The sequence below is a fragment of the Enterococcus innesii genome, from assembly GCF_022846515.1.
GTDB lineage: Bacteria > Bacillota > Bacilli > Lactobacillales > Enterococcaceae > Enterococcus_D > Enterococcus_D innesii.
Window position 1 is genome coordinate 3,357,280 of the sequence record NZ_AP025635.1, and the last position, 14,385, is coordinate 3,371,664.

13 protein-coding genes and 1 riboswitch are annotated in these 14,385 nt (G+C 43.3%); of the genes, 11 read left to right on the forward strand and 2 right to left on the reverse strand.

Annotated elements, in window-relative coordinates:
- The first annotated feature begins 61 nt into the window (after positions 1–61).
- The 4 genes from nagA (at position 62) to ENLAB_RS15700 (ending at position 6,453) form a co-directional block, all read left to right on the forward strand.
- Positions 62–1,207 carry an N-acetylglucosamine-6-phosphate deacetylase gene (gene nagA, locus ENLAB_RS15685; protein ID WP_077453810.1) on the forward strand — a complete coding sequence of 382 codons (1,146 nt, stop codon included), beginning with the start codon at positions 62–64 and terminating at the stop codon, positions 1,205–1,207.
- 122 nt (positions 1,208–1,329) lie between these two features.
- Complete coding sequence (locus tag ENLAB_RS15690; RefSeq protein WP_077453809.1) at positions 1,330–2,169, forward strand: SDR family oxidoreductase; 840 nt, start codon at positions 1,330–1,332, stop codon at positions 2,167–2,169.
- Between the two features lie 159 nt (positions 2,170–2,328).
- The gene (locus tag ENLAB_RS15695; protein ID WP_086292563.1) at positions 2,329–3,030 is read left to right on the forward strand and encodes an ABC transporter ATP-binding protein; all 702 of its coding nucleotides are present in this window, start codon (positions 2,329–2,331) and stop codon (positions 3,028–3,030) included.
- Positions 3,031–6,453 carry an FtsX-like permease family protein gene (locus ENLAB_RS15700; RefSeq protein WP_369522119.1) on the forward strand — a complete coding sequence of 1,141 codons (3,423 nt, stop codon included), beginning with the start codon at positions 3,031–3,033 and terminating at the stop codon, positions 6,451–6,453.
- A gap of 44 nt (positions 6,454–6,497) precedes the next feature.
- On the opposite strand, the gene ENLAB_RS15705 is transcribed toward ENLAB_RS15700, so the two are convergent.
- Positions 6,498–7,097 (reverse strand): FUSC family protein, encoded by a 600-nt coding sequence (locus tag ENLAB_RS15705; RefSeq protein ID WP_077453807.1) that lies wholly within the window; start codon positions 7,095–7,097, stop codon positions 6,498–6,500.
- A 98-nt stretch (positions 7,098–7,195) separates the two neighbouring features.
- Here ENLAB_RS15705 and ENLAB_RS15710 point away from each other — a divergent pair, with 98 nt between their 5' ends.
- A complete protein-coding gene (locus ENLAB_RS15710; protein WP_244351939.1) occupies positions 7,196–8,158 on the forward strand; it encodes an aromatic acid exporter family protein in 963 nt (320 codons plus the stop codon).
- Between the two features lie 31 nt (positions 8,159–8,189).
- Here ENLAB_RS15710 and ENLAB_RS15715 read toward each other — a convergent pair whose 3' ends face one another.
- Positions 8,190–9,146, reverse strand: a complete 957-nt coding sequence (locus tag ENLAB_RS15715) for a Gfo/Idh/MocA family protein (protein ID WP_086292559.1) — start codon at positions 9,144–9,146, stop codon at positions 8,190–8,192.
- A 123-nt stretch (positions 9,147–9,269) separates the two neighbouring features.
- Here ENLAB_RS15715 and ENLAB_RS15720 point away from each other — a divergent pair, with 123 nt between their 5' ends.
- The 6 genes from ENLAB_RS15720 (at position 9,270) to ENLAB_RS15745 (ending at position 14,254) form a co-directional block, all read left to right on the forward strand.
- Positions 9,270–9,773, forward strand: coding sequence for a hypothetical protein (locus ENLAB_RS15720; RefSeq protein WP_077453804.1), 504 nt, complete (start codon positions 9,270–9,272; stop codon positions 9,771–9,773).
- A 31-nt stretch (positions 9,774–9,804) separates the two neighbouring features.
- The gene (locus ENLAB_RS15725; protein ID WP_369522134.1) at positions 9,805–10,812 is read left to right on the forward strand and encodes a M15 family metallopeptidase; all 1,008 of its coding nucleotides are present in this window, start codon (positions 9,805–9,807) and stop codon (positions 10,810–10,812) included.
- A complete protein-coding gene (locus tag ENLAB_RS15730) occupies positions 10,809–11,414 on the forward strand; it encodes a glycoside hydrolase family 73 protein (protein WP_244351943.1) in 606 nt (201 codons plus the stop codon). Before ENLAB_RS15725 ends, ENLAB_RS15730 begins: the two co-directional genes overlap by 4 nt.
- A 20-nt stretch (positions 11,415–11,434) precedes the next feature.
- A complete protein-coding gene (locus ENLAB_RS15735) occupies positions 11,435–12,112 on the forward strand; it encodes a beta/alpha barrel domain-containing protein (RefSeq protein ID WP_077453802.1) in 678 nt (225 codons plus the stop codon).
- A gap of 82 nt (positions 12,113–12,194) precedes the next feature.
- Positions 12,195–12,292: riboswitch (purine riboswitch) on the forward strand.
- Between the two features lie 76 nt (positions 12,293–12,368).
- A complete protein-coding gene (locus ENLAB_RS15740; RefSeq protein WP_244351945.1) occupies positions 12,369–12,950 on the forward strand; it encodes a xanthine phosphoribosyltransferase in 582 nt (193 codons plus the stop codon).
- Entirely contained in the window at positions 12,950–14,254 is a 1,305-nt protein-coding gene (locus ENLAB_RS15745; RefSeq protein WP_244351947.1) for a nucleobase:cation symporter-2 family protein, read from the forward strand. Before ENLAB_RS15740 ends, ENLAB_RS15745 begins: the two co-directional genes overlap by 1 nt.
- Positions 14,255–14,385: the final 131 nt, after the last annotated feature.

Here is a 14,385-nt window from a genome sequence, read left to right on the forward strand (position 1 = left end):
TTGACTTCTGCTGCAAATAAGAGTACTTTTAAGGAAGAAAAGAAATAGAGGAGCGATCAAGATGAATAAATATATTTACGCAGACAAATTCTTTCTGAAATCAGCGGTTCATGGCCCTGGTTACTTGGAGGTCAAGGAGGGAAAATTCGGCGCGATCGTCGATGAAGTCCCTGCTGATGCAGACGTAGAAGATTATTCAGGCAAATGGGTAGCACCGGGTCTTGTGGATACTCATATCCACGGGTTTATGAACCATGATGTTATGGACAACGATGCAGAGGGCATCAAAGCCATGTCAGAAGGTCTTTTGTCTTGCGGTGTGACATCTTTCTTACCAACAACCTTAACATCAAGCAAAGAACGGTTGCGTGATGTAGCAGAAACCGTTGGGAAAGTCAAAGACGAAGTTACAGGAGCAAAAATCCAAGGAATCTATTTTGAAGGCCCATTCTTTACTGAGGAACACAAAGGTGCACAAAATCCGATTTATTTTGGTGATCCTGATATCGATACCTTCCATGAATGGCAAGAAGCTTCTGGTGGAATTATCAAGAAAATCGCCTTGGCTCCTGAGCGCGAAGGTGTGAAGGAATTTGTTTCGCAAGTGACGGAAGAAGGCGTAGTGGTTGCTCTAGGCCATAGTAACGGTACATTACAAGAAGCGCAAACAGCAGTTGAAGCGGGGGCTAGCGTTTTTGTTCATGCCTTCAACGGAATGCGCGGATTAAACCATCGCGAGCCTGGAATGGTTGGTGCCCTACTTTCATTAAAAGAAGTTTTTTCAGAGTTGATTTGTGATGGCCACCATGTGCATCCTCAAGCAGCTGAGATTTTGATGGAAAAAGCTGGTCACGACCATGTTGCCTTGATCACTGACTGTATGATGGCTGGCGGCATGCCAGACGGTGATTACATTTTAGGTGAATTTCCAGTAGTGGTGAAAGATGGAACGGCTCGGATGGAAACTGGCAATCTTGCCGGCAGCATTTTGAAACTAAAAGAAGCTGTGAAAAATGTAGTAGACTGGGGAATCGCTACCCCTCAAGAAGCGGTTATGATGGCCAGCTTGATTCCAGCAATTAGTTGCAAAATTGACCATGCTTGCGGCATGATCAAAGAAGGTCGCCCAGCTGACTTTATCGTTTTGGATCAAAAAATGAATGTAACAGCCACCTATTTAGATGGTGTCTGCCGCTACCAATCGTAAAATGAAACAATCTGCTTCAAGAAACAAGAAGAGAGCTTCTCTTGATCTGTTTTTTGAGCAGATTTTTTTGTTTTCAGTTATGATGAAAGAAAACGATATCCTATGAAGGAGATGATTGGGATTTGAAGACGATTTTAGTAACCGGCGCCAATGCCGGCATGGGCTTTGCAACAGCCAAACAGTTAGCAAAAGCAGGGATGCATGTGATTTTGTATTGCCGTTCTGCCGAACGAGGACAGGCAGCACAGCAACGTTTGAAGGAAGAGACAGGAAATTCAGCGATCGATCTAGTGATCGGTGATCTGGGGTCGTTGGCTAGCGTACGCAAGTCAGCCGCTGAAATCAATGCCCGCTTTGAGAAATTGGATGTACTGATCAATAATGCGGGCATCGTCAATTTAAAAAAGGAGCGAACAGCCGATGGATTCGAGCAAATGCTGGGAGTGAATTACGTGGGTCACTTTGAACTGACCCGCCAGTTACTACCTCTATTGAAGCGTGCCGATGCCGGCAGGATCGTCAATGTGGCATCCGGCGCCTACAAATTTGTAAAGAAAAAGGATCAGCGCTTTTTCGATGTACCGGATTTTTTCCCTTGGCGGGAATATGGCCGCTCAAAAAAAGCACTGATTTTATTTACAGATGCGCTTGCGTTTCAGCTACGCAATACGACCGTTACTGCTAATTCCTTGCATCCGGGAGCTGTGGCGACCAGCTTAGGGGTCAGTCGACAAACAGGATTTGGTCAATCTATTTATAAAATGTTGACGCCTTTTTTTAAAACAGCCGAAGAAGGGGCAGATACAGCGATTTACTTAGCGCTAAGTCCAGACGTTGCAGGGATCAGTGGCCACTACTTTGTTGATCGTCAAGCAGTCCCAACCGAGATCCCGAAGGAGCAGCAACAAGCACAGAAACTTTGGCAAGAAACGCAACAAAGAATTGCGGACCACACAAAATGATTTGTTTTGCTTTTGCCAATCTGGATCACTTTGAATAAATGACTTGTTTTTAGCAGCACGACCTTGTGCTGCTTTTTTGCGGTTTCTTTCAAGGGAAAAAATGTGATACACTGATAAGCGAGAAAGCGCATGCGGCGCTGGAATTCTTGGAGGAATAAAATGAGTTATATTGATGTAGTGAAAGAAGTGAAGAAATACACAATGGGCGATACGGTGATTGCTGCCAATGATGGCGTTTCTTTTTCCGTAGAGAAAGGCGAGATCGCGCTGATCCTTGGTCCTAGTGGTGCCGGTAAATCCACCGTATTGAACATACTAGGCGGGATGGATCAATGCGACAGCGGCCAAGTAATTGTCGATGGAACGGATATTGCTGGCTTTGATGCTAAACAACTAACAACCTATCGTCGCAAAGACGTCGGATTTGTCTTTCAATTTTATAATTTGGTGCCGAATTTGACGGCTAGAGAAAATGTGGAACTATCGGCACAAATCGTACCCGAAGCACTTGATGCAGCTGAGATTTTGACCCAAGTTGGATTAGGTGATCGCTTGGATCACTTTCCTGCACAATTGTCTGGCGGTGAACAGCAAAGGGTCACGATCGCTCGTGCCATAGCCAAGAAGCCCAAACTGCTGCTTTGTGATGAACCAACTGGGGCACTTGACTATGAAACAGGAAAACAGATTTTGGCTATTTTAGAAAAAACAGCTCGCGAGACCGGGACGACCGTTTTGATCATTACACATAACAGTGCATTGGCTCCCATGGCGGATCGCGTGATCCATATCAATGACGCAAAGGTTCGCAAGATGGAAAAAAATACTCATCCGATTCCAATTGCCTCTATTTCTTGGTAAATGCCTATGAAAAAAACATTATTACGTTCCAGTTTACGTGAAATTAGACAAGCACCCGGGCGGTTTCTGTCCATTTTAGGCATTATCTTTTTAGGAGTCGCTTTTTTTGTCGGGATCAGCGCCACCGGCCCTAATATGAAACAAGCTGCTGAAGATTACTTTTCTCGCCAACAATTAGCCGACCTCACGATTGCTTCAACTTTGGGGTTGTCGGATACGGATCGCCAAATCATTGAGGAAATGCCTGGTGTTAAGGCGGTTGAGACGGAGCAGATCGCCGATATCAATGCCGAAAATCATCGTTCTGTGATTCGTGTCTTCTCTCTTTCAACTGAACGACCTGTCAATCAATATGAGGTGACTTCTGGTCGATTGCCACAAAAATCAGGGGAAATCGCCTTAGATCAAGCGGCGCAAAATAGTGGTAGTTTCGAATTAAATGAATCCTTTGAGTTACCAGAAATTGGCGAAAATCAATTAAAAACCCATACCTTCACGATCGTGGGCTTTGTCAATAGTCCTGAATATATTGAGAACTTTCATCGGGGGAACAGTACCGTTGGTAATGGGACCGTGGATTACTTTGCGGTGATTCCTGAGGAGGATTTTAAAGAAAGTGCGTACGCTCGAATTTTAGTTCGCTTTGATGACTTATCTCAAATGGAAAGCTATTCAGAAGCGTATCAGACGAAAAGAGATCAAATAAGTGATGAAGTTGAGAAAAAGTTGGTTCCTCGGGCGCAAGGACGCAGACAAGAGCTGATCGATGAAGCACAACCAGCCATTGACGAAGCCAAAGAACAGATCCGCGACGGAGAAAAGGCTCTGCAAGAAGCACAAGGGGAACTCGACGATGCACAAGAAAAATTAGCACAGGCGCACCGGAAACTGACGGAACAAGAAGCAGCCTTCCAGACAAAAATTCAAGCTGCCCAAGAGCAGTTGACTAGTGAAGCACAAAAAATAGCTGAGGGCAAGCAAGCATTGGCGGAAAACCAACGACTGCTGGATCAAAGCGAACAAGCGTTGCTTCAGCAAGAAGCACAAGTGAAATCGGCCCAAGACCAATTAGCGCCTATTTCGGCACAAAAAACCGAACTACAAAATGGCGTCCAACAAGTGGAGGAGCAACTTGCTCTGGCATACCAAGGCATGGATCAAATCAAAAGTGTGGGTCAACTTTCTGCAGAGGAGCAAATGGCCCAGCTGCCTACCGTCTATGCACAAGTAACGGCCGCTCTGGCACAGTTGAACCTGCCGACAGATGTCATTGGTCCGATTCCTGACCTGGAGGAAATCGATGAAACGATGATTGCTACTATGCTGACGGCAGCTGAAGATGCATTAAATCCACTCATTACCGAAGGTGAGCAACAACGTGCCCAATTAAGCGCACAACTGGCTGCAATCAATGAACAAGAAGCGCAACTTCAGCAGGCACAGCAGCAAGTCAACGCTGGTTGGGGCCAAATCAGTGCCGGACGCCAAGAATTGGCACAGGCGCAGACCCAGATCACTCAAGGAGAATCGCAGCTGAGTGTTGCTCGGGAGACTTTAGCTTCTGAGCAAGCCAATGGTCGGTCTTTGCTAGACAAGGGCTGGCTGGAATACCAAGAAAACGAAGCAACCCTTCAAGAAAAGCTTGCTGAATTTAAAGAAAGAGCGCCCAAAGAGCGAGAAAAGCTTGAAGTTGCCAAAAAAGAAGTTGCGGAAAAAGAGCAAGAATTGTTGGAGCTAAAACCGGCAGTTTATCGTGTAGCAAATCGGGATGCCAACCCTGGTTATTCAGAGTATCAAGACAATGCGGAACGCGTTTCGTCTTTAGCCACGATTTTTCCTGTCATTTTCTTTTTGATCGCAGCCTTAGTGAGTCTAACCACTATGACGCGGATGATCGATGAAAAACGTAGTGAGATCGGAACGTTGAAAGCACTAGGCTATCGCAACTGGGAAATTGGCCAGAAGTTCTTACTATATTCCTCTGCAGCAGGCATCACAGGTGCTGTATTGGGTCTAGCAGTAGGCTTTTCCTTTTTTCCAGCAATCATCATTCAAGCTTATGGACCGCTATACAATCTCACGGAGTATGACACCCCATGGTATTTGCGGCTTTCATTGATTGCTGTGGGAGTCAGCTTGCTTTGTACCATCGGTATCGCGCTACTGGTTTTACGTTTTGATTTAAGACAGTCATCGGCTTCCTTGCTAAGACCCAAGGCGCCAAAAACAGGAAAACGAATTCTCTTAGAAAGAATCACTTTTTTATGGCGGCACTTAAGTTTTATTCAAAAAGTTACAATGCGAAACTTGTTTCGCTACAAGTCAAGAATGCTCATGACCATCTTAGGGATCGCGGGATGTACCTCCATGATTTTGACTGGATTTGGCTTAAGAGATTCCATCAGCAATATCATTCCTTTACAGTTTGAGAAGATCTGGCAATATCAGGCAGTGATCACCTTTGATGACGAGGACTCCCAGGCAATGAATGAAACAAAAGCTGCTGCAGAAGAAATCGACGGTTTTGACGAAGGATTGTTCTTGCATACCGAAAGCCTGATGTTGGCTCAACCGGGGGTGACGCAGCAAGAAGTGACCGTAACCGTGCCAGAAGATCCTGCGGCTCTATCGAGATTTGTCCACTTGAATGATCGGGTTTCAGGAGAAGCTTACGAACTAGGAAAAGATGGTGCGATCATCAATGAAAAACTTGCTAAGTTGTTTGGTTTATCAGTGGGGGACACCTTGACGTTAACGAATGAAAGCGGCGAAGAATTTCAACTAGAGGTAGCTGCCATTGCAGAAAACTACACGGGGCATTTTGCTTATTTGACACCTGAAATGTACGAAAAAGTTTTTCAGGAAACGCCTTCTTACAACAGTGAATTATTGAAATTCAATCAGCACTTAAGTAAAACGGAAGAAGAATCGATCGCAGCTGACCTGATGGCACAAGACAATATCATCAATGTTTCCTTCCTTTCAGCTTCAGCAGATGCCTTGGATGACACGACAGCAACCTTGAACATCGTTATTTGGATCTTGATCTCGTCAGCAGGAGCATTAGCCTTTATCGTGTTGTATAACTTGAACAACATCAATATAGCGGAACGCATTCGAGAGTTGTCGACCATCAAAGTTTTAGGCTTTTATGATCGAGAAGTGACGATGTACGTCTTTCGAGAAAATATCTTTCTGACGATCTTCGGCATTGCATTTGGTTTATTATTAGGGCTGCTTCAGCATCAATTTGTCCTACAGACCATTGAAGTCGATATTGCTATGTTTTCACCGACAGTCGAACCAATGAGCTATGTGTATGCCGCTGGATTGACCTGCTTGTTTTCAGGCGTGGTAGGGATCGCGATGTATTTCAAGTTGAAACATGTCAATATGATTGATGCCTTGAAAGCCAATGAGTAACAAAAACAGCCTTTTTTCAGAAGCATTCTGGAAAAAGGCTGTTTTTATTTGTCTTGTTTTTCTTGTTCAGAGATTTCCCCTTGGACTTCTTCTAGCATGGCTTTTAGTTCAAGTTCTTTTTGCCTTAGAACGACCAGATCTTCTTGGATCTCATCCTTTTTCTCTTCCTCAGGCGGTCGAATAACGAAATTGATCGACAAGGCTACTAAGGTGCCAATAAAAGTATCAAGTACACGGTCCAATGCAAAGATGATCGATTCCCCTTGAGGGACACTGGAAGTGATCAAAAGCATCGTTGCAATGGCAGAGATAATGCCAGAATTGTTATTGATGCCATCTGAAAAAACGATAACAAAGATGACCAGTGCGGGCAGGACAAACAATTCAATCAGAAAGTCATTTTGAAAATATTGCTTGGTTAAAAAATAAAAAATAGCTGTACCGCCACCGATCGTATTTCCTAACACCCGTGATTTCCCAAAAGAGATCGTTGTGGTCAGGTCTTGCCGCAATGAAAAGACAGCAGATAAGGCAGCAATCAAAGGCTGGCCGCGATCAAGGAAATGAAAGAGCAGGATACAAAGCATGACAGCGATGGCTGTTTTTATCGTTCGCATACCTAAGCGAAAACGCCCCAGTTTCATGGTAGAATGCCCCCTTTACTTAATCATACCCAAAGCGGTTGAGAAATTCTAGTCTTATTCCTCACAATTTAGTATACTTTTCAAAGGAGGTGACAAAAATGAAAATCGGATTGAGAACAGTTAAGACGGCAATTGCTGCGGGTTTGTCCATGTTTCTGGCACAGCAGATCGGTCTATTGTATGCACCAGCAGCAGGGATCATCGCAATTTTGAGTGTAGGGAATACAAAGAAAACCTCGCTGTTTACAGGGATCGGTCGTTTGGTCTCCTTGGCGATCGCGACGCTCTTAGCTTTTGTCAGCTTCCATCTTTTAGGCTTTGGTCCGCTGGGCTTTGTTCTTTTTCTCTTCCTATTTATTCCGACGGCAGTCTCTTTCAAATTAACCGATGGGATCGTGGTCAATTCGGTCTTGGTGACCCATTATATGATGGAACGTTCGTTTGCTTGGCCACTGATTGGGAATGCTTTTTTATTGATGAGTATTGGCATTGGCTTTGCACTTTTGTTCAATTTATATATGCCAGATGGCGAACGAGCATTGAAAGAAAGACAGCAATTAGTGGAAGAAACGTTTAAAAGTCTTTTAAAAGACATGTCGATTGCGTTAACTGAAAAAGAAAAAGCGACGCTTCCCCAGGTCTGCCAAACGCTTTTGGGGGATATCAAGCAAGGCAAACAACAAGCAATGGTGCATAGTGAAAATCAATGGCGAGGAGAAGCCTCCTATTATGAAGAGTACTTTACCATGCGCCAAAGTCAAGCACGCTTACTCTTAGAAATGGTTGACTTATTGCAGTTGTTTTGGGTAGAAGAAGCCTATACAAATGCGTTTCAAGAGTTGCTATCCTTTACTGCCGAGTCCTTTCACGAAAATAACGATGGGAAAGAGATCTTGGCAAAAATTGCTGCGCTTTATGAAGATTATCGGCAAAAGCCATTGCCCCAAACAAGAGCAGAGTTTGAAAATCGCGCTCAGCTGTTTCAGTTTCTGCAAACTTTTAAAAGTTTTATTGAAATCAAAGCCGACTTTTCTGAACAGATTGAAACTATGGAACGTTAAAAAAGACTCCCGCAAAGGAGTCTTTTCATTTTTACTGCTGTTCCCAAAAAGCTTGCATTTGATCCAAAACATCAATGACATCAGTGGTCAAGTGGATCGATCCTTTGATTTCGCCATCGATGGCTTTGATCATATTGGCAATTTCATAATTAAGGGCTTGACTGCTGTCACCATCTTCAATCAGTTCATTTGTTCCATCCCGGAAATGAATCACGGCTTTGTCTGCACGAGGATATTCATCTACGGTAATGTATCCTTCTTCGAAAGCGACGATACCGGTTTTAGGCATTTTCGCTTGGAAAGTCAGCGTGACACTAGCCATTTCATCGGCTGGATTTTGCAGGATCGTGACTGATTGTTCATCCACCCCTGTAGAGAATGGCTTCATGCTACTAAACGTCACTTCTGGTGTATCCGTCATGAAAAAGCGGGCAAATGAAACAGCATACGTACCAATATCCAACAAAGCACCGCCGCCTAAATCTGGATTAAAGAAACGATTGCTTGGATCTGGATCTTTGTAGCTGCCAAATGGCGCTTGGATCATTTTTAATTTTCCTAAGCGTCCGGCATCGATCTCTTCTTTCAACCGAGCGTAAACCGGCATATTGAAAATCGTCATTGCTTCTTCTAAGACTAGATTTTTTTCTTTGGCTAAAGCTAGTTCTTCCGCCAGCTCATCGGCACTGGTGGTGATGGCTTTTTCGCAGAGGACATGTTTTCCTGCCATTAGAGCTTTCATAATAAATTCATGATGAAGATCATTAGGTACAGCAATATAAACAATGTCGATCTGTGGATCTTCCAACATGGCATCTGTGCTTTCATAAGCATGGGGAATAGCATATTTTTCGGCAAAGGCTTGGACTTTAGCGAGACTGCGGGCACTGACCCCATACAGTTCACTTGCTTCATTAGAAAAGCCAGCAGCAAATTGCGTTGCGATATCTCCAAGGCCAATCATTCCCCAACGGTATTTTTTCATCATTGATCATCTCCTTCGTATTTAGTATAACAAAAGAAATCAATTCTTTAAAATAATCAAAAACAATCGCAAAAAGTTTCCATTATGACAGACTTTCAGTAAAATATAGAAGAGGAGGGATAACATATGCATAATGTATCAATTGCCATTATTTTAAATACGATCATTGAGCAATACACATCAGAAAAACAGTTTTATGAGACGCATTTAGGTATCACCGAGGAACAGTGGGAAGCATGGAAAAACGGCACAATGAGTCTGTCACCTGCTGAAAATCAGAAAGTAAAGCTGTTGTTTTCGGATTATGAATGGATGCTGATCCAAAAAATCATTCGACAGACTGTGATTTATCCAGAAAAACGCAATCAAGCGGTCGTCGAGTTCAAAAAAATGAAGACGCAAATCGCCAGAACGTGGTTAGCTAGTGATTTAGCGAAAGTTGAATTGTTAACAGAATCTGAAGAAACAGCGCAATACCTTGATTTGAGAGTCAGTATTACGTATGATGAATGGGGTTATGATGATATATTAAACTTCCGTTTGCCAGCTATTGTTCAACAGCAAATTCGCAATGAAAAAATCGAATTGTTAGAGTGGGTCAAAGAGAATTTGGAAGAAACTTATAATTAAAGGTAGGGGTTTTTTGAAAAAGTATTATGGAATGGCTGCGGCGGGCTTCTTGTTCTTGGTTCTTTTAACCATTCAAGTGAACCGGGTGACCGCAGTCACCCCAACTAAGAATGGAAACATCGCTCGTTCTACCGATCAAACGGTGACGAGCGCAACAACAGAATCCAGCAGTCAAGCTTCTAGGGAAAACGCAGAAGATGTCCAAGAGCAGGCAGCTGTTAGTGATGAAGTGAACGAAGAGAATTTCCCAACCGTTTCATTGGATGATTGGTCATTGGTTTTGGTAGGACCAAGCAATAAAATCGAAAAGGAAATTGCCCAAAAAGATTTGGGGAAGTTGTCGAATGGCTATCTCGTCGATCAACGCATCGTATCATCATATGAAAAGCTGGCAGACGCTGCAAAAGCTGCAGGACATCCTTTGGCGATGGTCTCTGCCTACCGTTCAGTAGCGTATCAAGAGGAGATATTCAATGCCAATGTCAACACCCTAATGAGTCAAGGTCATACAAAAGAAGAAGCAATTCGTATCACGAAACTGACCTTTACTGAACCCGGGTATAGCGAACACCATACTGGGCTTGCTGTTGATGTTGTCGATCAGGACTGGTATCAAAATCATACAGGTGAACTGCTCAATGAGGGGTTCGGTGATACTGATGGGGGAAAATGGTTACAAGCTCATGCAAGGGAGTATGGGTTTATCATCCGTTATCCGAAAGGAAAACATGATATAACCCAAATCGATTATGAGCCATGGCATCTAAGATATGTAGGAGTCGAAGTGGCGACATACATTGAGGAACATGAGATGACCTTTGAAGAGTTTCTCGAAGAAGCAAAAGAACACATCGCTAAAAAAGAAGCAGAACTGTCATACTATGAATTGGAAAATCCTTTGGAAGAAAACTGGATCTATGAGGATTCTCTTGCTAAAAGCCAGAAAAGTAGTGATCGTCCACAAGATGAGTTGTTGATGAATGGAGGCAATTTATTCGCCAAGAATGCGTTTAGTCAGACAAAGGAAGTGAAAAAATGAGTGCAAGACGAAAAAAACAGAAGACCCGCTTCCCGCTAGTTTTTCTAGGGCTATTCTTAATTGGGATTGCCTTTATTTTTTCCTTGAATAGTTTGGCAGACCCTCTTCCAAAAGAGGAGGAAACAAACACGGAAGCACTGTCTCAAGAAGAATTTATTGATCGCATCGCTCCTTACGCACAAGAATTGCAAAAGGGCTATGGGATTTTACCGAGTATCATAATCGGGCAGGCGATCCTTGAATCAGATTGGGGTCAGAGTTCTCTAGCCAGCGAATACAATAATTTATTTGGCATCAAGTCGTTTGGTCATTCAAAAAAGGTGACATTAGATACCCAAGAGTTTTATAATGGAGAATGGGTCACGATTCAGGGAGATTTTCGTGTCTATGACACTTGGGAAGAATCAATGGATGATCATACGATGTTATTTGTAAATGGTGTGGATTGGAATCCTGCACTTTATGTAAATGTCTTGACAGCAAACGACTACCGCAGTGCCGCACAAGCCTTACAAGATGCAGGGTATGCAACGGATCCAGATTATGCCAGCAAAATCATTCAAGTCATTGAAACCTACCAATTGAATCGATTTGATCAATAAGAAAAGAGAGTTGGCTGCTTATGGAAGAAAAATATATGCCAAAAATCACCACTGATTTACGCAAAGATATCGTGAAAGTGCCTAAAGTTATTCGAGAGGCTAGTGGTATTCAAATATTTGGCAAACAAATCCGCTCCATTATTTTCACTACGGATATTGCGATCATCCGTAATACAAATGCGGATGCTGTGATTGCGGTCTATCCCTTTACACCACACCCAGCAATTACGAAAGCAATCATCGAAGCAGCAGACATTCCAGTGTTTTCTGGTGTCGGCGGCGGCTTGACCCAAGGATTTCGCTCGTCTTATATGAGCATGTTTGCTGAAGCCCAAGGATCGATCGGCGTCGTTTTAAACGGACCGACGCCACTGAAAACTGTGGAGCAAGTCTGTAAAGTTGTAGATATTCCCGTTATCAGTACCGTAACGAGTAAGTATACCGAAATTGATGCCAAGCTTGAAGCTGGTGTGAAGGTCATCAACATCAGTGCTGGCAAGGACACAGCAGATACCGTGGCTTTCTTCCGTAAAAAATATCCGAAGCTGCCGATCATTGCAACCGGTGGGCCAACCGATGAAAGCATCGTAGAAACGATTGAAGCAGGCGCAAATGCCATTACCTACACGCCACCTTCCAATGGGGAGCTTTTCAGTAAAAAGATGGAGCACTATCGTGATATGGAGAAACCAGAGTAGGAAATGATCCACAAATGAGAATATTTTTATTTATAAAGGGCATTCCATGCTTGTGTTTTTAATCAAAGACAGGCATAATCGAATCTATCATTTAAAAATTACTTGTATATCGTCGAAATATGGTCGACAGTCTCTACCCGATACCGTAAATATCGGACTATAAGTAAAAATCGTGCCTGTTAGACACTTTTTTTGCTTTGGCAAAAAGAGTGTCTTTTTTTTCAGGATGGAATAGAAAGGAACGAGGAGAGCTAGGATGGAAAAATTAGTTGAGCGTATCAAAACACACGGAAATGTGCTGGGCGAAGGAGTTCTTAAAGTGGACCAATTTTTGACCCACCAAGTGGATTATGAGTTGATGAAAGAAATCGGTACAGTCTTTGCGCAACAGTTTCAAGGAAGTGGCATCACAAAAGTAGTGACCATCGAAGCTTCAGGGATCGCACCAGCACTCTATACTGCAGAACAGTTACAAGTACCAATGATCTTTGCCCGTAAAGCAAAGAGTCTGACGATGGATGAAGAGCTACTGACTGCATCTGTCTATTCCTTTACCAAGCAAGTGACCAGCCAAGTGTCGATTTCAAAGAAATTCTTATCTTCAGATGATACAGTCTTGATTATTGATGATTTTTTAGCAAACGGACAAGCAGCAAAAGGGTTGATCGAACTGTGTCAACAAGCAGGAGCCAACGTCGTCGGTATCGGTATCGTGATTGAAAAATCATTCCAAAGTGGTCGACAATTACTTGAAGAAATGGGGATTCCTGTTGTTTCACTAGCACGGATCGCCTCATTGTCTGAGGGACAAGTCAGCTTTTTAGAAGGAGATGCCTAATGAAAGAAACGAATAGCCGTTCAGCAGTTTTAGGCTTGCAGCATTTGCTAGCGATGTATGCAGGAGCTGTTGCCGTTCCTTTGTTGATTGGAACTGGTCTGGGCTTCAATGAAGCACAAATGACGTATTTGATCTCGATCGATATTTTCATGTGCGGAATCGCTACGCTTTTGCAACTAGTCGTTACCCGCTTTTTCGGGATCGGCCTACCAGTCGTTTTAGGCTGTGCCATCCAAGCTGTCTCCCCATTGATTTTGATCGGCACCAAATCGGGGATCAGTGCGATTTACGGAGCGATCATTGCCGCTGGGATTTTCATTGTTCTAATCGCTGGCATTTTTTCGAAAATCAAAGTCTTGTTTCCCCCATTGGTGACGGGAACGGTGATTACCGTCATTGGCTTGACCTTGATTCCAGTCGCCATCACTAAAATCGGTGGAGGGGATGCCGCAGCTGCTAACTTTGGTGATCCCACGAATTTATTGTTAGGTTTTGTGACGATTGCCTTGATCATTGGCGTGCAGGTGTTTGGCAAAGGCTTTATTCGCTCGATTGCCGTTTTGATCGGTTTGATCGGTGGGACTATTCTAGCAGCGCTCTTAGGATTGGTGGATCTTTCTGCCATTGCCCATGCGCCTGTCTTTCATTTGCCTCAGCCTTTTTATTTCGGTTTACCAACCTTTGATCTGTGGTCGATCGTCTTGATGATCATTATTTCTATCGTTAGCTTGGTAGAATCAACCGGCGTTTATTTTGCATTGGGAGACATCACTGAGAGACCGATCACAGGCAATGACTTAAAGCGCGGCTATCGTGCGGAAGGCTTGGCAGTGATTCTTGGTGGGATTTTCAATACGTTTCCTTATACTGGGTTTTCACAAAACGTAGGGTTGGTTCAACTTTCAGGTATTAAGACGCGACGCCCGATTTTCTTTTCAGCTATCTTTTTGATCGTATTAGGGTTATTTCCAAAAGTCGGTGCCATTGCGCAAATCATTCCAGAAGCAGTACTGGGGGGCGGCATGTTAGTGATGTTTGGCATGGTCGCTGTTCAAGGGATGCGAATGCTGAGCAAAGTTGATTTTATGAATGACAAGAACTTGTTAGTGATTGCAGTATCGATCGGTTTTGGTTTAGGGTTCAATATGATGCCCACCTTATTCAGTCAAATGCCTGAAACCGTTCAAATGTTTACAGGCAATGGGATCGTCATGAGTAGTTTGACTGCCATTGTTTTGAATCTGTTCTTCAATGGATTGCCGAAAGGAACAGACGAAGTGACGGAATTGAGCTTGCAACAGTAAGTTGATTTGATCCAGACGAGGATTCGTCTGGATTTTTTGCATTGTTCCTTTATTTTTCTTATTATCGGTTATCTGACTTGATGAATACGGATCATTGAGAAAAAAACGAACAATGGGAAGTAAATTTCGTT

Bases quoted from the DNA above. Each gene is read 5' to 3' on its own strand.
- nagA (WP_077453810.1), top strand. From the start codon at position 62: ATGAATAAATATATTTACGCAGACAAATTCTTTCTGAAATCAGCGGTT.
- ENLAB_RS15695 (WP_086292563.1), top strand. From the start codon at position 2,329: ATGAGTTATATTGATGTAGTGAAAGAAGTGAAGAAATACACAATGGGC.
- ENLAB_RS15700 (WP_369522119.1), top strand. From the start codon at position 3,031: ATGCCTATGAAAAAAACATTATTACGTTCCAGTTTACGTGAAATTAGA.
- ENLAB_RS15705 (WP_077453807.1), bottom strand. From the start codon at position 7,097: ATGAAACTGGGGCGTTTTCGCTTAGGTATGCGAACGATAAAAACAGCC.
- ENLAB_RS15710 (WP_244351939.1), top strand. From the start codon at position 7,196: ATGAAAATCGGATTGAGAACAGTTAAGACGGCAATTGCTGCGGGTTTG.
- ENLAB_RS15715 (WP_086292559.1), bottom strand. From the start codon at position 9,146: ATGATGAAAAAATACCGTTGGGGAATGATTGGCCTTGGAGATATCGCA.
- ENLAB_RS15720 (WP_077453804.1), top strand. From the start codon at position 9,270: ATGCATAATGTATCAATTGCCATTATTTTAAATACGATCATTGAGCAA.
- ENLAB_RS15725 (WP_369522134.1), top strand. From the start codon at position 9,805: ATGGCTGCGGCGGGCTTCTTGTTCTTGGTTCTTTTAACCATTCAAGTG.
- ENLAB_RS15730 (WP_244351943.1), top strand. From the start codon at position 10,809: ATGAGTGCAAGACGAAAAAAACAGAAGACCCGCTTCCCGCTAGTTTTT.
- ENLAB_RS15735 (WP_077453802.1), top strand. From the start codon at position 11,435: ATGGAAGAAAAATATATGCCAAAAATCACCACTGATTTACGCAAAGAT.
- ENLAB_RS15740 (WP_244351945.1), top strand. From the start codon at position 12,369: ATGGAAAAATTAGTTGAGCGTATCAAAACACACGGAAATGTGCTGGGC.
- ENLAB_RS15745 (WP_244351947.1), top strand. From the start codon at position 12,950: ATGAAAGAAACGAATAGCCGTTCAGCAGTTTTAGGCTTGCAGCATTTG.